Source organism: Parahalioglobus pacificus (assembly GCF_014652275.1).
In the GTDB taxonomy this organism is placed as follows: Bacteria; Pseudomonadota; Gammaproteobacteria; order Pseudomonadales; family Halieaceae; genus Parahalioglobus; species Parahalioglobus pacificus.
This window is the reverse complement of sequence record NZ_BMYM01000002.1, coordinates 951985-970927: the sequence shown is the minus strand read 5'-3', so window position 1 is coordinate 970927 and position 18943 is coordinate 951985. Positions and strand designations below refer to the sequence as shown.

17 protein-coding genes are annotated in these 18943 nt (G+C 57.9%); 3 read left to right on the top strand and 14 right to left on the bottom strand.

Going from position 1 to position 18943, the window contains the following annotated elements; all coding sequences use genetic code 11:
* Positions 1-68: 68 nt before the first annotated feature.
* A complete protein-coding gene (gene yhbY / locus IE089_RS13180) occupies positions 69-380 on the top strand; it encodes a ribosome assembly RNA-binding protein YhbY (RefSeq protein ID WP_189478259.1) in 312 nt (103 codons plus the stop codon).
* 92 nt (positions 381-472) lie between these two features.
* The gene (locus tag IE089_RS13175; RefSeq protein WP_189478258.1) at positions 473-817 is read left to right on the top strand and encodes a hypothetical protein; all 345 of its coding nucleotides are present in this window, start codon (positions 473-475) and stop codon (positions 815-817) included.
* Here IE089_RS13175 and IE089_RS13170 read toward each other — a convergent pair.
* The 7 genes from IE089_RS13170 to carA form a co-directional block, all read right to left on the bottom strand.
* Entirely contained in the window at positions 814-1836 is a 1023-nt protein-coding gene (locus tag IE089_RS13170) for an ABC transporter ATP-binding protein (protein WP_189478257.1), read from the bottom strand. The genes IE089_RS13175 and IE089_RS13170 overlap by 4 nt on opposite strands.
* Positions 1836-3356, bottom strand: a complete 1521-nt coding sequence (locus IE089_RS13165) for an ABC transporter permease (protein WP_229802755.1) — start codon at positions 3354-3356, stop codon at positions 1836-1838. The genes IE089_RS13170 and IE089_RS13165 overlap by 1 nt, the downstream gene beginning before the upstream one ends.
* Entirely contained in the window at positions 3353-4366 is a 1014-nt protein-coding gene (locus IE089_RS13160; RefSeq protein WP_189478256.1) for a substrate-binding domain-containing protein, read from the bottom strand. The genes IE089_RS13165 and IE089_RS13160 overlap by 4 nt, the downstream gene beginning before the upstream one ends.
* 1 nt (position 4367) lies before the next feature.
* Positions 4368-5165, bottom strand: a complete 798-nt coding sequence (locus tag IE089_RS13155; protein WP_189478255.1) for a hypothetical protein — start codon at positions 5163-5165, stop codon at positions 4368-4370.
* A gap of 155 nt (positions 5166-5320) precedes the next feature.
* Complete coding sequence (gene greA / locus IE089_RS13150) at positions 5321-5797, bottom strand: transcription elongation factor GreA (protein WP_189478254.1); 477 nt, start codon at positions 5795-5797, stop codon at positions 5321-5323.
* Positions 5794-9015: a carbamoyl-phosphate synthase large subunit gene (gene carB / locus IE089_RS13145; protein ID WP_189478253.1), complete on the bottom strand. Its 3222-nt coding sequence runs from the start codon at positions 9013-9015 to the stop codon at positions 5794-5796. Before carB ends, greA begins: the two co-directional genes overlap by 4 nt.
* Positions 9016-9018: 3 nt before the next feature.
* On the bottom strand, positions 9019-10158 hold the full coding sequence (gene carA / locus IE089_RS13140; RefSeq protein WP_189478252.1) for a glutamine-hydrolyzing carbamoyl-phosphate synthase small subunit: 1140 nt from the start codon (positions 10156-10158) through the stop codon (positions 9019-9021).
* Positions 10159-10636: 478 nt separating this feature from the next.
* On the opposite strand from carA, the gene IE089_RS13135 reads away from it, so the two are divergent.
* A complete protein-coding gene (locus IE089_RS13135) occupies positions 10637-11788 on the top strand; it encodes an MFS transporter (protein ID WP_189478251.1) in 1152 nt (383 codons plus the stop codon).
* A gap of 59 nt (positions 11789-11847) precedes the next feature.
* On the opposite strand, the gene IE089_RS13130 is transcribed toward IE089_RS13135, so the two are convergent.
* The 7 genes from IE089_RS13130 to IE089_RS13100 all read right to left on the bottom strand — a co-directional run bounded on the left by IE089_RS13130 (position 11848) and on the right by IE089_RS13100 (position 18938).
* The gene (locus IE089_RS13130; protein WP_189478250.1) at positions 11848-12288 is read right to left on the bottom strand and encodes an acyl-CoA thioesterase; all 441 of its coding nucleotides are present in this window, start codon (positions 12286-12288) and stop codon (positions 11848-11850) included.
* A complete protein-coding gene (locus IE089_RS13125; protein WP_189478249.1) occupies positions 12288-13454 on the bottom strand; it encodes an iron-containing alcohol dehydrogenase in 1167 nt (388 codons plus the stop codon). Before IE089_RS13125 ends, IE089_RS13130 begins: the two co-directional genes overlap by 1 nt.
* 4 nt (positions 13455-13458) lie before the next feature.
* A complete protein-coding gene (locus IE089_RS13120) occupies positions 13459-14439 on the bottom strand; it encodes an NADPH:quinone oxidoreductase family protein (protein ID WP_189478248.1) in 981 nt (326 codons plus the stop codon).
* A gap of 83 nt (positions 14440-14522) precedes the next feature.
* Entirely contained in the window at positions 14523-15701 is a 1179-nt protein-coding gene (locus IE089_RS13115; protein WP_189478247.1) for an acetyl-CoA C-acyltransferase, read from the bottom strand.
* 29 nt (positions 15702-15730) lie between these two features.
* Positions 15731-16651 carry an SDR family NAD(P)-dependent oxidoreductase gene (locus tag IE089_RS13110; RefSeq protein ID WP_189478246.1) on the bottom strand — a complete coding sequence of 307 codons (921 nt, stop codon included), beginning with the start codon at positions 16649-16651 and terminating at the stop codon, positions 15731-15733.
* Between the two features lie 52 nt (positions 16652-16703).
* Entirely contained in the window at positions 16704-17168 is a 465-nt protein-coding gene (locus tag IE089_RS13105; RefSeq protein ID WP_189478245.1) for a MaoC family dehydratase, read from the bottom strand.
* Between the two features lie 519 nt (positions 17169-17687).
* Positions 17688-18938, bottom strand: a complete 1251-nt coding sequence (locus IE089_RS13100; protein WP_189478244.1) for an acyl-CoA dehydrogenase family protein — start codon at positions 18936-18938, stop codon at positions 17688-17690.
* Positions 18939-18943 lie beyond the last annotated feature (5 nt).

The following is an 18943-nucleotide window of genomic DNA, read 5'->3' as shown; positions in this document are numbered from 1 at the left end:
TTACGGGAGGGCCGGGGCTGGTGTAGAATGCGCGCCCCCTGAAACAGCCATTGTAACGTGGAACCACCATGAGCAAGAAAGGCAGTCTTGATATCAAACAGCTCCGCGCCATCGGGCACAAACTTAAGCCCGTGGTGACCGTTGCGGGCAACGGCCTCAGCGACGGCGTTATCACCGAAGTTGATCGCGCCCTCACCGATCACGAGCTCATCAAGATCAAGCTCGCGGTGGGTTCACGCGAGGCCAAGCAGGCCGTTGCCGAGGAGTTGTGTGAGCGCGCCGGTGCAGAGGTTGTGCAAAGCATAGGAAACGTGATCCTGGTGTTGCGCCGCACGGCCCAGCCAGACCCCAGGAAATCAAACCTCCTGCGCCCGCTGTAAACCGCTCTCTTACCAGGCCGCGCAGCGGCTGGCTTCACGCAGGTGTTTAGCTTGGCTACCATGGCGCTGTTATCGGTAGTAGCGGCTAAGACATGGGCGACATTCTGGAATTCCCCTCGCAACAGGCCCAGGGCCTGGCTTATCTGGAACGCCAGTTGCGCGAAATGCTCGCCGCCCGCGGTGCCGATCAACCTCTGATCGACTTTGCCAGTTCAGAGCTGACACAAATCTACGCCCAGTTAAGCGAGTCCGAGCAATACAGCTTCAGCGTAGAGCTACCCGAGACTCTGTCTCAGGAAGAAAAGGATGCGTTGGAGACGCAAATCAACGAGGGCCTTGGCGGTGTCGCCAAGGCCAATCATGCGCTAATGCTCAGGCTGATTGCCCAGCTGGTGCTGGCAGAGGTGAAGCTCTTCCAACATCAGCGTCCTGACTAGACGGGCATCTTGTTAGCCGCGAAAACGGCTGGGTTCAGTAATGGTCTTTTAGACAACCTTACCGAATCCCCGGGACTGAAACGCCGGTCAGTGGATGTCCGGGCTTTTATCTCAAGCCCGGAGGGAAGGCATAGCCGATACAACACTGTCGATCCCTCGAAAGAGAGGCTTGCAACACGCGCTTGCACCTCGCCATCCGATACATGAACTTGAAGATCCTCAGGCCTCAACAGGACTTCGACGGAACCCAGTGCGGGTGAGTGGTCGGTGGTAATCAATCCCAGTTCCGTCTTGATGCCTGTCCCTGTGCTGTCGCCGGGTATCAGGTTGGCCTCCCCCAGAAATCCCGCCACAAACCGGTTGGCGGGTCGCGTAAAGCAATGTTCTGGCGTGTCCAATTGCTCCAACTGCCCCGCATTCATTACACCCAGTCGATCACCCACAGACAGCGCTTCTGACTGATCGTGCGTGACCCAGATGGCGGGCAGGCCGGCTTCCTTGAGCGCATCGCGGATCTCAAAGCGCAGGTTGTCCTTGAGTGCAGCGTCCAGGTTTGACAAGGGCTCATCCAATAGCAGCAGTGACGGCTCGTGGGCCAGCGCCCTTGCCAGCGCCACGCGCTGCTTTTGCCCCCCTGACAACCTGGCTGGGCGCGCATCGCGCAGGGTTTCCAAGCCCAGCAGGGAAATCCAATGGTCGGCCGGCGCTCGATCCTTCAGCCTGAACGCCACATTGTCGATCACCGAAAGGTGAGGGAACAAGGCAAAATCCTGAAACACCATGCCAACATTGCGTTGCTCTGGCGGCACAAGCGCCTTTGCACAGGATGTCCAACCCTCTCCGCCTATTGAGCCCTCAGAGATCGCCACCAGACCGGCTATCGCATGCAGCAAGGTGGTCTTGCCACAGCCGGTAGGACCCACGAGCATCAGTATCTCATCGGACTGCAGGGTGAAGCTCAGATCCCGAACGACTCTTACCGAGCCATACTCAACACTGACATTACTCACAGACAACATCAGTTACATTCCTCCTCGCGATGTGCAGTGTCACCCTGTTGCTCGCCAGACAGGATGAGCATCAGCCCGAAAGCCGAAATCAATACAAGGAGCAAACCTGGCACAGCGGCCCGCCCGAAGTAACCCGCTTCGTACACACGCCAAAGGTACGTTGCCAATGTTTCGAACCCCGTGGGAGCCAATAAAAGCGTTGCGGGAAGTTCGCGCATGGATTCCAGAAACACCAGCGCCGCACCCGCAATGAGCCCACGTCGCGTTAAGGGCAGCGTCACCCGCATAAATGCTTCCCTTGGTGTGGCGCCGAGTACTCTCGCCGCTTTTACCAAGCTCTCATCAATGCCCTCCGCGGTGGCGCGTAACGATCCTACTGCCAAGGGCAGAAAGCGCATCACATACGCAGCCACCAGCAGCATCAGCGTTTGATACAACGAGGGAAGCTGCAGACCCACGTAGACTAGCGCCGTACCCATAACAATACCTGGCACACCAAACCCGAAGTAAGTTAGCCGTTCCATGAATCGACCGGCGGGTCCGGCCATCGCCGCTAACGCCATAGGAATAGCCAGGATGGCTGCGAACCCGCCTGCCAGCAGCGCTGCATAGGCCGAGTTCCACACATAGCTCAGCTCGAAGCCAGCACTGCCTTCTCGCCACAGCCACAGTGTGAAAATTCCGATCGGTAAGGCAAGCGCCAGCAAGATAATGGGCAGAGCAACGGCAGCAGCAGATAGAGTCTGCGCTGACGTTGGATACAGCGCTAGTGCGCGCCCCGGACGCTCGCTGGTACTACTCAACTGCGACTCCAAAAATAACACCAGTCCCACGATAACCAGCAGCTGCAAAGACAATACTGCCGCCCTGCCCAATGAAAACGCGTTGTACTCCACGTAAATCATGCGTGTGAAGGTATCGACCCCCATTATGGCGGGCGTCCCGAAATCTGACAGGGCATACAGCGCAGCCAGTAATGCACCCGCACCAATACCGCGCAGCGCCCGAGGCAGTACAACTTGCCATAGGCTGGCAGAGAGCGATAAGCCGAGTATGCGCGCGGCATGGACCTGACTGGCATCAAGGCTCAATAGCGCTGCTCGGGTGGTCAGCATAACGAAAGGGTAGGTGTAGAGCGTCATCACCAGAGCCGCACCTGCCATACCCTCGACGGAGGGAATGGTCACGCCCAAGGTCACAGCAAACTCTCCCGAAGGACCAAAAGCAGCGAAAAACGCAAATGCGCCGATGTAGCTAGGCAGGGCGAGTGGTGCAGCAAGCAGGACCAACCAGAGTCTTTGCAAGGGCAAGCTTACATAGGCAGTCAGAAGTGCAAATGGCACACCGATGGCAATGGAGCCGCACGCAGTCAGTCCTGCCAATAACAGGGTGTTGCCCAGCAATCTCAGGTTGCGAGCCTGTAGAAGTCCGTCAGGCGCCTCCGCCAGAATACCCAATACGACCAGTGGCAGCAGCGCACACACGGCAATCACTGCCGCCAATGGGTAGGTGGGCGAGATGCGGATCACAGCACGTCTGCATCGCGCATCAGATCTAATGTTGGGCGCAAATCCGCGAGTGCAGTCAGGTCGATCTCTGGTGGGTTAATGGCAGACATTCGCGGCAAGGCCCCAGGAGGCGCCACACCCTCAACGAGTGGGATCTCATAGGCTTCCCTGGCTAGGTAGGACTGGACCTGCTCAGTCAATAAATACCGTATGAAATTGGTTGCCAGTGGCTTATCGCTCACGGCCACCGCGGCAGAGGCATTAACCAGACACCCGGCGTCATTGCGGGTATAGGCCAAAGCAACGTTCGCATCTGGCTTGCCCGCTTTCAGTCGCAGGGTGTAATAGTGATTCGCGAAGCCAACATCCACCTCCCCGCGCTCCACCGCCATCACCACACCTAGCTCGCCCGCGTAGCTTTTCCCGCTGCGCTTTACGCGCTGCAACCAATCCTTGGTTGCAGCGTCACCCTCGAGTAACCGCATTGCAGTAATAAAGGACTGGAATGAGGCATAGGCTGGCGACCACCCAAGAGTGAGGCCGCTGTCGGGGAACGCCATAATATCCTCAGGAATCTGCTCAGCTGAGAGTCTGCCTGTGTGGTATGGAAGGGTGCGGATCCTACCGGTAACCGGCGTCCAATTATCGTATCGGAATGCCAGCTGCAGTTGCGCGGCAACATCACTGGGCAGCGGGCGGGCGATTCCCGCGTCGCTAATCAAGCCCACAGCACCGGAATCTACTGCCCAGAACACATCTGCGCGCTGAACACCTGCCTTGCCCTCGGCAACAATTGCATTCGCCAGGGCCGCCGTTGGACCGCGGCGGACGCCCAGTTTCAGTTTTGGGTTCCTGGTCTCTATCGCCTTGAGGACGTTCTCATAGAGTCCGCCCTCCCCCCGACCGAGATAGAGCGTTAAGTCTCCCTCGAGGGGTGGTAGTTCATCCACCGACGTGGCGGCGCGCAGTGATGGGAGGAATGCCAGACCTCCGGCGGCTGCCATTCCCTGGATAAACGCGCGTCTGCGCATATCAGAAAACGTCGCTTCGGTTGGCTTCGGCGTCTGCCAGCAGCGATCGACAACGGTCCAGCTTGGACTGCATAAGCTCAACGACTTCACGAACTTCATCAATGCTTTTCTCGTCCTGAATCGCCTTGGGCAACTTGACGTTGAAGTCAATCTCCAGATCTTCAACCAGCGCGGCGTCCAGCGAAATGAGGTCGCCCTCTATTCCCTCGAATCGGGTCAGATAGGTTTGTTGGACGATTTCAATAGCATCATCAGAGAGCTTCTCTGCGTACTTGGCAACCACTCGATGCAGCTCGCGTTTGATAATGTCGACGGTTTCTACCGGGTTCGCTGCTTCTGTATTGGCGACCGGGGGAAGCATGCCGCGCGCCTGGTATTCAGCAGCCACTTTTACGGCGCCTAACGACTGCCACAACACCGCGTCAAGGTCAGACTTCACGGCACGGACCTGCTCGACAGGCTGCTCCTCTTCAATGGCGCCTTTTACTGCAAAAAGCCCCTGCCAGATCGAGGCGTATAGGGGGATATAGTTGGTCTCAATTGCAGAGTGAAAGTCCACGGCTTCCCAGTACTCGACCACGTTGTCTGGTTGAGCCGCCTCAACCCCGCTCTCTGCGTAGGTATCGACCATTTCGTCAATCTTGCCAATCATCCAGCTGACTTCCTCGCTGTAGTCATCCAGATGTGCCTTCATATTGTTGACGTGTTCGCCGATAGCGCCATCCGCTTTTACCTGTGCTGCAACTAGTATCGCCGCCAATCCAAAAGCCACTGCCCGAAAGTGTTTCCAACTATTCATAGTGAAGTTCCGCTGAGTGCTTAAATGAGAATGATACTCATTTGTTGGGGCAGCTGCCAGCAACCCTCCGGTCGCTATGCACGAAAACAACAGCAAAGGACTGTTGTCGCCATCCCTGTTGACCCGACAACAGTGGTTCGGCGAAGACTTACGCTTTACCGGTGATGGACCTGATCGATCTCGTACTCGATGTCACCGCCAGGGGCACGAACCATCACAACATCGCCCTCTTCCTTGCCGATCAGGGCGCGGGCAATGGGGGATCCTACCGAGATAAGGTTGGCCTTCACATCGGCCTCGTCCTCGCCAACGATACGGTAAGTCACCGTCTCGTCTGACTCGACGTTCAACAAGTCGATGGTAGTACCAAAAATGACTTTGCCGGTCTTGGGGAGCGTGGTCACGTCGATCACCTGGGCATTGGACAACTTGCCCTCGATCTCCATGATGCGGCCCTCATTGAAGCTTTGCTGTTCGCGGGCGGCGTGATACTCCGCATTCTCTTTCAAGTCGCCGTGTTCGCGCGCCTCTGCGATCGCCTCGGTGATACGGGGGCGGTCCACTTTCTTCAAACGCTCCAGTTCTTCCCGCAGGGACGCTTCGCCACTGACCGTCATCGGAACTTTGTTCATGAGGCAATACTCCCGTGCAGGTCCTGCAGCCTGCGCACCGCTTTATCATCCTTCAATTTCAGGGACATGGTAACGGCCTCTGCCGCCGCCAGGGTGGTGGTATAAAACACCCGATGCTGCTCGGCGCTTGCCCGAATCGGGGCTGAATCTGTAATTGCCCGTCGGCCTTCGGTGGTGTTGATAATCAAGTCTGCTTCATCGTTCTTGATCATGTCCACAATGTGCGGCCTGCCCTGACTCACCTTGTTCACGCGCCGCACGGCCAGGCCAGCCTTCTCTAGCGCATCCGCAGTACCGCCAGTTGCTGCCAGATCGAACCCCAGACCAACCAGTTCGCTGGCGACGGCCACGGCACCCGGCTTGTCGACATCGCGCACGCTGATCAGTGCCGTACCTGAACGTGGCGGTTGGTCGCCCGCTGCCAACTGCGCTTTGGCGAAAGCACTGGCAAAAGTATCGCCGGTACCCATCACCTCACCGGTGGACTTCATTTCAGGCCCGAGGATGGGGTCTACGCCGGGGAATTTATTGAAGGGCATCACCGCTTCTTTCACGCTGAAATAATGCGGTACCACTTCTCGGGTGAAGCCCTGCTCGGCCAGGGTTTGACCGGCCATACAACGTGCAGCCACCTTTGCCAGCGAGGTACCGATGCACTTTGACACGAAAGGCACAGTCCGTGAGGCACGCGGATTCACTTCGATTACGTAGATCTCATTATCCTGCCACGCCAGCTGCACATTCATCAGGCCGCGAACGCCCAATTCCAATGCCATGCGTTTGATCTGCTCACGCATCTCGTCCTGCACCGACTCTGGCAGGCTGTAGGGCGGCAGTGAACACGCGGAGTCGCCCGAGTGTACGCCCGCCTGCTCAATGTGCTGCATGATGGCGCCGATGACGACTTCTTCGCCGTCAGATACCGCGTCAATATCCACTTCAATTGCGGCACTCAAGAAGCTGTCCAGCAATACTGGGGCGTCGTCGGAGGCTTGTACGGCCTCGCGCATATACCGCAGTAAATCCTCTTCCCGGTAGACGATTTCCATTGCGCGGCCGCCCAGCACATAGGAGGGACGCACCACCAAGGGGTAGCCGATCTTCGCGGCCGCCTCGACGGCTTCTTCCGTACTGCGCACTGTGGTGTTATCCGGCTGACGCAGGCCCAGCTTCTGAATCATTTGCTGGAAACGTTCCCGATCCTCTGCGCGGTCGATCGCGTCCGGCGTGGTGCCAATGATGGGGACGCCCTCGGCTTCCAGGGCACGAGCCAATTTCAGCGGCGTCTGCCCACCGAACTGCACGATCACACCCTTGGGCTTCTCCAGGGCAACAATCTCGAGCACATCCTCCAGCGTCACCGGTTCGAAATAGAGTCGGTCTGAGGTGTCGTAATCCGTCGAAACTGTCTCTGGGTTACAGTTGACCATGATGGTTTCGTAACCGTCTTCACGGGCAGCCAGAACCGCGTGCACACAGCAGTAATCGAACTCGATGCCCTGCCCGATACGGTTGGGGCCACCGCCCAGAACCAGAATTTTGTCCTTGTCGGATGGCGCCGCCTCACACTCCTGTTCGTAGCTTGAGTACATGTAGGCAGTGGCCGAAGCAAACTCCGCGGCACAGGAATCAACGCGTTTGTACACGGGGCGAATGTCGAGCGCCTGACGATGGTGGCGAACAGCAGTTTCAGACTCATTCAACAGCACCGCCAGACGGGCGTCCGAGAACCCTTTGCGTTTGAGCTGAAACATTTGGTCCGTGTCGATATCGGCCAGGTTGACGGTTTTCAAACTGTCTTCGGTGTCCACCAGATCCTTTATCTGTACCAGGAACCAGGGATCAACGCCGGAGAAACCGTACACCTCATCGATACTCATACCCGCGCGGAAAGCATCGGCGATAAACCAGATCCGTTCCGGCCCGGGATTGGTGAGCTCGGAGATCAGTTCTTCGCGCAGATCGGGATTGTCGACGTCGAGTTGATGCTCAAAACCGCTGGAGCCAACTTCCAGGCCCCGCAGCGCCTTCTGCACCGACTCTTGGAACGTGCGCCCAATCGCCATCACCTCACCCACCGACTTCATCTGGGTGGTCAGGCGCGGGTCAGCCGCACTGAACTTTTCAAAGGCAAACCGGGGAATCTTTGTGACCACATAATCGATGGCCGGCTCGAAGGACGCAGGCGTGGCACCGCCGGTAATGTCGTTCTGCAGCTCATCCAGGGTGTAGCCAATTGCCAGCTTGGCCGCCACCTTTGCAATGGGGAAGCCAGTCGCCTTGGAGGCAAGCGCCGACGAACGCGATACCCGCGGATTCATTTCAATGACCACGAGGCGCCCGGTTTTGGGATCTTGCCCAAACTGCACATTGGAGCCGCCCGTCTCAACGCCGATCTCACGCAGTACCGCCAACGAGGCGTTACGCATGATTTGGTATTCCTTGTCGGTGAGCGTTTGGGCGGGAGCTACCGTAATCGAATCACCGGTGTGCACGCCCATGGCGTCAAAGTTTTCGATGGCGCAAACGATGATGCAGTTATCGTTGCGGTCGCGCACCACCTCCATCTCGTACTCTTTCCAACCAATCAGCGATTCGTCGATCAACAGTTCAGTGGTGGGCGACAGGTCGAGGCCCCGCGTACAGATTTCCTCGAACTCATCGCGGTTGTAGGCAATACCACCGCCAGAACCACCCATGGTGAAAGAGGGGCGAATGATGCAGGGGAAACCGATGGCATCCAACACCTGGAACGCCTCTTCCAGGCTGTGCGCCGTGGAGGCGCGCGGCGTCTCCAGTCCAATACGCTTCATCGCCTGGTCAAACAGCTGGCGATCTTCGGCTTTGTCGATGGCCTCTTTGGTGGCACCGATCATTTCCACGCCGTGCTGTTCAAGCACACCGTGCTTGGCTAAATCGAGAGCACAGTTGAGTGCGGTCTGGCCACCCATGGTCGGGAGCAGTGCATCGGGTTTTTCAGCCTCAATGATGTTGGCAACCGTTTGCCACTCAATGGGCTCGATATAGGTTGCATCCGCCATGGCGGGGTCGGTCATGATGGTGGCCGGATTTGAATTCACCAGGATGACGCGATAACCCTCTTCACGCAGGGCTTTACAGGCCTGGGCGCCGGAGTAGTCAAACTCGCAAGCCTGGCCAATCACAATGGGACCGGCGCCGAGGATCAGGATGCTTTGGATGTCAGTTCTTTTTGGCATGGATCAAACGGCCCTGGCGGCTCGAGCTTCGATCAGCTCGATGAAGTGATCAAACAAGGGGGCGGCATCATGCGGCCCGGGACTGGCTTCGGGGTGGCCTTGGAAGCTGAACGCCGGCTTATCCGTGCGGTGAATACCCTGCAGCGAGTCATCGAACAGGGATTTGTGGGTCACTCGTAGAGTGGCCGGCAAGGACGACTCATCGACCGCAAAACCGTGATTCTGGCTGGTGATCAGCACCGTGCCATCGTCGAGATTTTGCACCGGATGGTTGGCACCGTGGTGGCCAAACTTCATTTTCAAGGTGCCGGCGCCACTGGCCAGCCCGAGGAGCTGGTGCCCGAGACAGATGCCGAACACCGGAATGTCTGTTTCCAGAAGGCTCTGAATAGCGCTGATCGCATAGTCACAGGGCTCGGGGTCGCCGGGACCGTTGGAGAGGAACACGCCGTCGGGTTTCAGCGCCAACACATCCTCAGCCGAGGTTTGCGCCGGGACGACCGTGAGGCGACAGCCGCGGTCGACCAACATGCGCAGAATGTTGCGTTTAACGCCATAGTCATAGGCAACTACGTGCCAGGGCGTCTCCCTTGCCTGGGCAAAACCTTCGCCCAGCACCCAACTACCCTCGTTCCAGCTGTAAGCTTCCTTAACGGAGACCTCTTTCGCCAGATCCATACCTTTCAAGCCAGCGAAGCCCTGTGCGCGGGCAAGGGCATCGGCTTCATTGATCGACTCCCCCGCCATCAGGCAGCCATTCTGGGCACCCTTTTCCCGCAGGATTCGGGTCAGGCGACGAGTATCGATATCGGCAATAGCCACAATGCCTCGCGCCTTGAGGTAATCATTCAGGCTCTGCTCATTGCGGAAATTACTGGCCAGCAGTGGCAGATCGCGAATCACCAGGCCGGCGGCCCAGATGGCCGTGGACTCTTCATCCTCGGGCGTGGTGCCGGTATTACCAATGTGCGGATATGTCAGGGTGACAATCTGACGAGCATAGGAAGGATCAGTGAGTATCTCCTGGTAGCCGGTCATTGCCGTATTAAAGACGACTTCGCCGACGGAATCGCCGTCAGCACCAATCGACAGACCGTGAAAAACGCTGCCATCTTCGAGTGCGAGAATCGCTGGGCCGAACAATTTAATCTCCCTGCTCACCTGTGAGCGGCGCGCTCAAAAAAAGCGAGATGGGAAACCGCATCTCGCTTTTTTCATGTCCGTTTCCTGGGCAATGCACGCCGTGCTCGCTGGCTCCGACGCTGATGTCGGAGGTTTTAAAACTGGGCGGGAATTTTAGGGTAAGCGCCCTCCACTGTCCAGCAAACACGGGCGCGGGCAGCCCACCCTGCGCCACTGCAACAGCGATGCCAACGGCTAGCAGATGCGCCCCAATCAACAGATGCTGCGCCGGCGTGCCGGACGCCGGGGCGCTTAAACGCTATGCTAGCGACCCTCATGCCCTTATCCGGCGCGTTCGGATAGACACCTTGGGACCTGCCAGCACCGAAGCGGTGCAAGGCAACTTAGCAGCGGAGACAGAGTAATCTCGGATCGCGACACAACAACCTCGGCAACATCACTGCCTGGCGGCCAACTCGCGGTACTGATTGCCGCACTGATGGCCACCGGTATCGGCCAGTCGCAGGTGTTCGCTATTCTTGCGCCCCTGGGCCGAGAGGTGGGCATGCAGGAACTGCAGATTACGTCCATCATCGCGATCTCTGCGCTGGTATTCGGGCTGGCATCACCACGTTGGGGCAGGTTCAGTGATCGCAGGGGGCGCAAGCCCGTGATGATCATCGGGTTGGCCGGCTACACCGTGGGCACCCTGCTTTTCACCACGGTTTTCCTGCTTGGCCTGAAGGGGATACTCACAGGCATGACGCTCTATCTGGTCGCCCTGCTCAGCCGCTGCGCCCAATCCGTGATTATGTCCGCCACCAACCCCAGCGCCACCGCCTTTGCCGCCGATCACACAGCTCGCAGCGAACGCACCCGCACGATGGCAAAGCTGGGTACTGCCAACAGTCTCGGCATGATTCTGGGTCCCGCCGTCAGCGGCGCCTTGGCCACCTTTGGGCTACTGGCGCCCCTTTATTTTGCCGCCTGCCTCGCTGCTGGCGCTGCCCTGCTGGTTTGGCGCCGGCTTCCGGTGACCCCGGCGTCAGAGCGCACACCCAGAGACAACGTGCAGCGCCTGCGCTTCACCGACCCTCGCTTACGCCGTTACATCATTACCGCGGTTGGCTTATTCATTGGGTTCTCGGGTATTCAGCAAACTCTGGGATTCCAGCTGCAGGACAAACTTGGGCTTTCGGGCATTGCCACCGCACAGATGACTGGCGCCGCATTAATGGTCTCCGCAGGCTTTACCTTTCTTATTCAGATCACCGTCATGCAGCGCCTGAAGCTGCAGCCAGGCACCTTCATTCGGCTGGGACTGCTGTCGATGCTGACGGGAGCGGCGGTGATAGCCGGCTTTCAGGATTTCCAGACGCTCGCCATGGGCATGGCCTGCCTGGGCACCGGCTTGGGCTTATGTATGCCAGCGATCAGTGCCGGCGCCTCGCTGGCCGTATCGCCCGAAGAACAGGGTGGCGCCGCGGGCTTGATTGCGGCCTGCCCGGCGCTGGGCTTCACACTAGGGCCCATCAGCAGTGGCGCGCTGTATCAATGGCAGCCCGCACTATCCCCCTTGCTGAGTGCCCTGGTCTTTTTTGCGGTGTTGGTAACCTTGGTGTTCAGCTCAGCGCCAAGCGCTCAGGATTGACGATAAAGGCATCGAGGCGGTAACAGCGAAAAGACGCAGGAAGAAGAAGCTCGTACTACTTACTCGCCGGTGTGAATTCGCGCCAATGCGCTGCGCAGTTTCTCGGGGATGGGTACAGAACGGTTCTCCGCCCGCTCCACAAAGACATGCACAAAGTGGCCATGGGCGCAGGCTTCCTCCCGCCCCGCTTTGAAAATGCCGATGCCATAACGCACGGAGCTGTTCCCCAGATGCTCAACGCGCACACCCGCCTCAACCTGCTCCGGGTGGGCAATGGGGGCGTGGTACTGACAGCCGGAATTCACCACGAATCCGACGATAGTGCCGTCCTGTGGATCAAGGCCACCCTCTTCAATAAGGTATTGGTTGGCCGCCGTATCGAAATAGGAGTAGTAAACAACGTTATTAATGTGGCCATAAATATCGTTGTCTTCCCACCGTGTCGTGATGGGATAAACAGCGCCATAATCAGCACGTGTTGGCAGTGCAGATTCAGCCATTAGACAGAGGCTCCATAAGCATCGGTGTAGATGGCCAGCGCATCGGCTTCATTGACCTCCCGCGGATTGTTCACCAGCAGGCGTTGTTGCTGCATCGCATCGGCGGCGAGCATCTCAAGATCGGCTCTGGGCACATTGGCCTGCGCAAGGGTCGCCGGCAATTCCACCTCGTCGATCAGGTCGCGCAGCGACTGAATCATCTGCTCGGTCTTGTCAGCATCGCTACCTGATAAGGGTTGGCCAACCACAATCGGGGCAATCTCTGCATAGAGTGCTGCAGCCTCGGGCGCATTAAATGCGAGCACGGAGGGCAGCACCAGTGAATTACTCAGGCCATGCGGGATGTGATAGTGACCGCCCAAGGGGTATGCCAGCGCATGCACTGCAGCCACCGGCGCATTGGCAAAGGCCTGTCCCGCAAGCATCGCGCCTAACAGCATGTGCCCGCGAGCCTCGCGATTAGCGCCGTCATGAACCGCGGTGCGAATGTTGCGACCCAGCAATTCCAGCGCCTGTCGGGCAAGATTATCCGACAGGGGATTTTTTTTGTGGCGAGAGGTGTAAGCCTCAATGGCATGGACCATGGCATCCACGCCGGTCATTGCCGTCACGGACGCGGGCAAGCCCAGAGTCAGGTCTGCATCCAAAACCGCCACATCGGGTAACAGCACCGGCGAGGACACACCAGCCTTGGTGGTTTCCCCGGTGGTGACCACGGCAACGGGTGTGACCTCGGAGCCTGTGCCCGCCGTTGTCGGCACCAGGATCAGCGGCAAGCGCCCACCGGTGACCTGCTCCACCCCGTACATTTCCGACAACCCCTGCTCGCCAGCCAACAGCACAGCAACCACTTTGGCAACGTCCATGGAGCTGCCACCGCCTATTGCCAGAACGCCATCGACACCCGCATCACGGCCCGCGTCCGCGGCAGCCAGCACTGTCTCCTCCGGGGGATCTTCCCGCACCTGATCAAAGAGAACGATCTCGATGCCCTGCTTTGCCATTGCTTCCTGCGCTGGCTGCACCAACCCGATGGCCACAAGCCCGGGATCAGTGACCAGCAGCAAGCGCGAAACACCGAGGCGCTTGCACTCATCGGCCAGCGACAGTGCTGAGCCAGGCGCGCACAGCACCCGGCCGACGGTATTGAACAGAAACGGCTGCATAGCTTCAGTCCGTGGTGATGATCACTTTGCCGCGTGCACGGCGCTCAATCATGCAGTTAAACGCCTCTTCATATTGCGCCAACGGAAACACGTCTGTCACAACCGGGCTGAGTTTGCCCTCGGCGAAAAACTTCCACAGCTCTTCGATGTTGGCGACATTTTCTGCCGGCTCTTCCATGGTGAAACGCCCCCAGAACACTCCGATCAGGGCGCAGCCCTTCAACAGAGTCAGGTTTAGGGGGATAGCGGGGATTGGGCCACTGGCAAAACCGATGACCAGGAAGCGGCCATTCCACGCCATGGAGCGAACAACCGCTTCGCTGAAGTCACCGCCGACGGGATCATAGGCAACGTCCACACCCTTACCGCCAGTGAGTTCCTTAATGCGCCCGCGCAGATCTTCCTTGCTGTAGTTGATAACCTCATCGGCACCCAACTTACGACACAGCTCCAACTTCTCATCCGAGCTGGCAGCAGCAATAACCTTGGCGCCCATCAATTTTCCAAGCTCAACGGCAGTGCTGCCCACACCGCCGGCCGCACCCAACACCAACAGGGTTTCACCAGACTGCAGATTGGCGCGCTGCTTCAGAGCGTAATAGGACGTGAAATAGGTGATGGCCACACCCGCTGCCTGCTCATAGCTCAGTCCCTCAGGCATGGGGAACACCGACATCTCATGAGCGGCGATACGCTCGGCAAAGGCACCCACGCCACCCATAGAGACCACATTGTCGCCCGGCTTGAAACGGGTAACTGCTGAGCCAACCGCGGCAACAACACCGGCGCATTCACCGCCGGGTATAAACGGCATGTCCGGCTGTGTCTGGTACTTGCCCTGAATGGTCAGCACGTCGGGAAAATTGAGACCGCCGGCTTTGATATCGATCAGAACATCGTTCTCGCCAACAGTGGGCTCTGCCCAATCGTTTTCCAAGGTCAGCTTGTCGGCCATCCCGTGTTCACTACAAACCACTGCTCTCATTACTGTTTCTCCGTATTCCCTTCCCGCAGCCGGGCCTTAAACAAGAACGGCGCCCTGAGGCGCCGTCGTTGAGCTTAACGTGCTCAGCACACCTCGAACAGGCCTGCTGCACCCATGCCACCACCGACACACATGGTGATTACAACGTACTTAACACCACGGCGCTTGCCTTCGATCAGTGCGTGACCAATCAGGCGCGAACCGCTCATGCCGTAGGGGTGACCCACAGAGATAGCGCCGCCGTTTACGTTGAGCTTGTCGTTATCGATGCCCAGCTGATCACGGCAGTAAATTACCTGTACCGCGAAAGCTTCGTTCAGCTCCCACAGACCGATATCATTCACAGTCAGGCCGTGCTGCTTGAGCAGCTTGGGCACTGCGTAGATGGGGCCAATGCCCATCTCGTCTGGCTCCAGACCGGCAACTGCGATACCTCGGTAGATACCCAGAGGCTCCAGACCTTCCTGCTCTGCCACTTTCGAATCCATCAACAGCTGGGCTGAAGAACCGTCGGACAACTGGGATGCGTTACCCGCAGTGATGGTGCCGCCCTCAATCACGGTCTTAAGACCTGCCAAACCCTCAGCAGTTGTGGCGCGAACACCCTCGTCTGCGCTCACAGTCACCTCAGCTTCAGACTGTTCGCCGGTTTCCTTGTCCCACACGATGCGGTTGCAAGTAACAGGAACAATTTCATCTTCGAAGGCGCCATTTTCATAACCGGCGGCGGTACGCTGCTGCGACTGCAGGCCATACTCGTCCATAGCATCGCGCGAGATGTTGTAGCGCTTGGCGACAGTTTCCGCTGTCTGCAGCATGGGCATGTGAATTGCGGGATGCATTTTCACCAGCTCTTCATCGCCTGCGCGGTGCAGGTTCATGTGCTCGTTCTGCACTAGGGAGATGGAATCCAGACCACCGCCCACAACAACATCCATGCCATCGTCGATGATCTGCTTGGCTGCTGTTGCCACGGACATCAGGCCGGAGGAACACTGACGATCGATTGTCATGCCCGAGGTGGTTACGGGCAGGCCGGCACGCAGTGCGATCTGGCGCGCGATGTTAGAGCCAGTGGTGCCCTGCTGCAGCGCGCAACCCATGATGACGTCGTCGACCCGCGCGGGATCCACACCGGCACGCTTCACAGCTTCGGCAACCGAGGCCGCTCCCAGTGATGCACCGGTCAGGTTGTTAAAGCTGCCGCGATAAGCCTTACCAATCGGGGTTCGGGCGGTCGATACAATTACTGCTTCTCTCATTCTGTCTATCCTCTTAATGTCGGTCGCGTTCAGTCGAGCTTAATGCCCAGACCAGTGGCTGCCTTTGTTGTCATTTTGATGCTCTGCTCGAAGCCGGCGTTCAGCACTTTCTCGCCCTCAGGCGAGCTGATTTGATCCCAGTGCGCGGCGATGCCCTCCGGCGTCTGCTCATCCGGGGAGAGCCACATACCGTCGGTTTCAACGATCTTCGATACGGAGTAGGCACCAGCGCCCGCACACAGAATGGTGCGAGTGGGCGCTTCTTCGGCCACCAGATACAAAACTGCAGGGGTTACTGTCTCAGGCGTCAGCAGGTCAAAGGCCTTTTCGGCGATCAGGCCCTCCGTCATGCGGGTGCCCGCGGTGGGTGCCAGTGCATTGACCTTGATGTTGTACTTGGCGCCTTCCTGGACCAGAGTATTCATCATGCCGATCACGCCCATCTTAGCGGCGCCGTAGTTGGTTTGGCCGAAGTTGCCATACAGGCCGCTGGATGAGGTCGTTACGACAATACGGCCGTACTCCTGCTCTTTCATGATTTCCCAGCAGGCCTTGGTGCAGTTAACGGTGCCCATCAGGTGCACATCCACCACCAGCTTAAAGTCGTCCAATGTCCCTTTGCTGAAGCTTTTGTCGCGCAGGATGCCGGCGTTGTTCACCAGGATATCGACACGACCCCAGGTATCCATCGCCTGCTTTACCATGGCTTCTACTTCTTCGTACTTGGCCACGTTGGCACCGTTAGCGATAGCCTCACCACCGGCGGCTTCAATCTCTGCCACTACTGCCTGTGCGGCCTCACTAGACGCGCCCGTGCCGTCGACAGAGCCGCCCAAATCGTTGATAACAACCTTGGCACCGCGCTTGGCCAACTCTATAGCGTGGCTGCGCCCCAGGCCCTGGCCAGCACCGGTAACAATGGCAACTTTGCCGTCATAGCGAATCGTCATACTGTGTAATCCTTACTTACTACTGTGTTAATACGTGTTTGTGATGAAGCGGTTAACCCGCCACCACCATAGACAACCACTCTGCAACCAGTGCTGGGTTATCTTCACCTTCGATCTCTACCGTCACGGCTTGAGTAATCAGGAAACGGTTATCGTCTTTAGCGTCGACGTCAGTCACCTCAACGTGGGCGCGCACACGCTTGCCAGCGCGCACCGGAGTCAGAAAACGCACTTTGTTAAAACCGTAATTAATACCCATCACAATGTTTTCCGGCATCAATCCGGAGTCCTGACACATAGGCACCAGGCAAGACAGCGTCAGAAAACCATGAGCGATGGTGCCGCCGAAAGGTGTCTGTGCTGCTTTCTCTTCATCGAGGTGGATGAACTGGTGGTCATCGGTCACATCAGCAAACTGGTTGATGCGCTCCTGATCGAGGGTGATCCAGGGGCCGGGCTCAAACTTGGTACCTTTCTGGTTAACCATTTCGCTGGCGGGAACAACCTTAATTGCCATGGTGTACTCCTAGTGACGGGAAAATTGGAACTCAGTGTAGACCACGTGCGATTCAATGCCGCCACAAACCAATGCTTGTTACCGGGTGCATATATGCACTTATCGCGACGCAGTGTCAGATTTAATCGGCTGGAGGCGGGGCTGGAGCCCGTCCTTCAGCGGGATTTGAACATACAGTATGTATTTTTGTCTTTCAAGTATTTCGCGGTGACCTGCGGCACTATTAACTTGGCAGAGTTGACTGAAGTGACCGGGCAAAAGTAAGGGGGGCTCCCGCGTCTTGAACCACCCTATGGCGCTGTCTTACAGCGTGCGAATGACGATCTGATCGACCGCCTTAAAGTTAAAGTAGCGCGGGCAGCTCTCCCCCGCGCTCCGTCCCGAAAAGAGCATACCTGCGAGATTGAGGGCAGTATTGCAGTCCTCTGCCGTCGCAGGGTCATATTGCATAAGGGGTGACTCCCAATAACGGACAAGGGCCGGCAATGCCGACCCTTGTGCTGTGGATCACGGCACTGATCAGCCATGCCTACGAATGGCATTAACCGGCTTGGTGTCCATGTATTTACGGAACTCATTACGGCCCACCACCATGCGGTGAACTTCGTCCGGGCCGTCCGCCAGGCGCAGCGTGCGCTGGCCCATGTACATCGCGGCCAGCGGCGTGTCTTGCGACACACCCGTGGCGCCAAACATTTGAATCGCCTGATCAACAATGCGAATAGAGACATTGGGTACGGCTGTCTTGATCATGGAAATCCATACACGGGCCTCTTTGGGGTCCACGTTGTCCATCATCCAGGCTGTCTTGAGGGTCAGCAGTCGCGCCTGCTCAATGTCCATGCGGGCATTGGCAACGATATCGATATTGCCACCCAGACGGGCAAGAGGCTTGCCGAACGCTGTGCGGCTAACCGCGCGCTCACACATCAATTGCAGCGCTTTCTCAGCCGCGCCAATCGCACGCATGCAGTGATGAATCCGACCCGGGCCAAGACGGCCTTGGGAGATCTCGAAACCACGACCCGGGCCAAGGATGATGTTGTCCTTGGGTACACGCACATCGGTGTAGCGCTGGTGCATATGACCATGGGGCGCATCATCCATGGAAAAAACGTTCATTGGGCGAAGGTTTTCCACCCCGGGCGTATCCATGGGCACCAGGATCTGCGATTGCTGCACGTGGGTTGCCGCATCGGGATCAGTTTTAACCATGACGATCATGATTTTGCAGCGGGGATCGCCGGCACCCGAGATGTAGTGTTTCTCGCCGTTGATGACCCACTCGTCACCATCGAGCACGGCCTGCGTGCTGATATTGGTTGCGTCGGAGGACGCCACTCCAGGCTCAGTCATCGCATAGGCCGATCGAATCTCGCCGTTGAGCAGAGGCTTCAGCCACTGCTCTTTTTGCGCTTCAGTGCCGTACTTGTGCAGCACCTCCATGTTGCCCGTATCGGGCGCAGCGCAGTTAAAGACCTCGGCAGCGATGTGGGATTTACCCATTTCCTCAGCGAGGTAGGCATACTCAACCGTGTTCAGCCCGGAGCCGTGCTCACCCTCTGTCAGGAAGAAGTTCCACAACCCCTTGGCCTTGGCTTTGTCTTTCAGGCTCTCCATGATCTCAGTCTGTCGATCCGTGAACTGCCAGCGATCGCCCACGCCAATCTCGTGAATGTAGTCATGCTCTACCGGCGCGATTTCCTCGGCCATGAACGCCTTGACGGCAGCCAGCAGTGGCTCGAGATTCTTGCTTACACCTAAATCCATATCAG

Coding starts and splice junctions, on each gene's coding strand:
- yhbY (WP_189478259.1), top strand. CDS start 69: ATGAGCAAGAAAGGCAGTCTTGATATCAAACAGCTCCGCGCCATCGGG.
- IE089_RS13175 (WP_189478258.1), top strand. CDS start 473: ATGGGCGACATTCTGGAATTCCCCTCGCAACAGGCCCAGGGCCTGGCT.
- IE089_RS13170 (WP_189478257.1), bottom strand. CDS start 1,836: ATGTTGTCTGTGAGTAATGTCAGTGTTGAGTATGGCTCGGTAAGAGTC.
- IE089_RS13160 (WP_189478256.1), bottom strand. CDS start 4,366: ATGCGCAGACGCGCGTTTATCCAGGGAATGGCAGCCGCCGGAGGTCTG.
- IE089_RS13155 (WP_189478255.1), bottom strand. CDS start 5,165: ATGAATAGTTGGAAACACTTTCGGGCAGTGGCTTTTGGATTGGCGGCG.
- greA (WP_189478254.1), bottom strand. CDS start 5,797: ATGAACAAAGTTCCGATGACGGTCAGTGGCGAAGCGTCCCTGCGGGAA.
- carB (WP_189478253.1), bottom strand. CDS start 9,015: ATGCCAAAAAGAACTGACATCCAAAGCATCCTGATCCTCGGCGCCGGT.
- IE089_RS13135 (WP_189478251.1), top strand. CDS start 10,637: ATGGCCACCGGTATCGGCCAGTCGCAGGTGTTCGCTATTCTTGCGCCC.
- IE089_RS13130 (WP_189478250.1), bottom strand. CDS start 12,288: ATGGCTGAATCTGCACTGCCAACACGTGCTGATTATGGCGCTGTTTAT.
- IE089_RS13125 (WP_189478249.1), bottom strand. CDS start 13,454: ATGCAGCCGTTTCTGTTCAATACCGTCGGCCGGGTGCTGTGCGCGCCT.
- IE089_RS13120 (WP_189478248.1), bottom strand. CDS start 14,439: ATGAGAGCAGTGGTTTGTAGTGAACACGGGATGGCCGACAAGCTGACC.
- IE089_RS13115 (WP_189478247.1), bottom strand. CDS start 15,701: ATGAGAGAAGCAGTAATTGTATCGACCGCCCGAACCCCGATTGGTAAG.
- IE089_RS13110 (WP_189478246.1), bottom strand. CDS start 16,651: ATGACGATTCGCTATGACGGCAAAGTTGCCATTGTTACCGGTGCTGGC.
- IE089_RS13105 (WP_189478245.1), bottom strand. CDS start 17,168: ATGGCAATTAAGGTTGTTCCCGCCAGCGAAATGGTTAACCAGAAAGGT.
- IE089_RS13100 (WP_189478244.1), bottom strand. CDS start 18,938: ATGGATTTAGGTGTAAGCAAGAATCTCGAGCCACTGCTGGCTGCCGTC.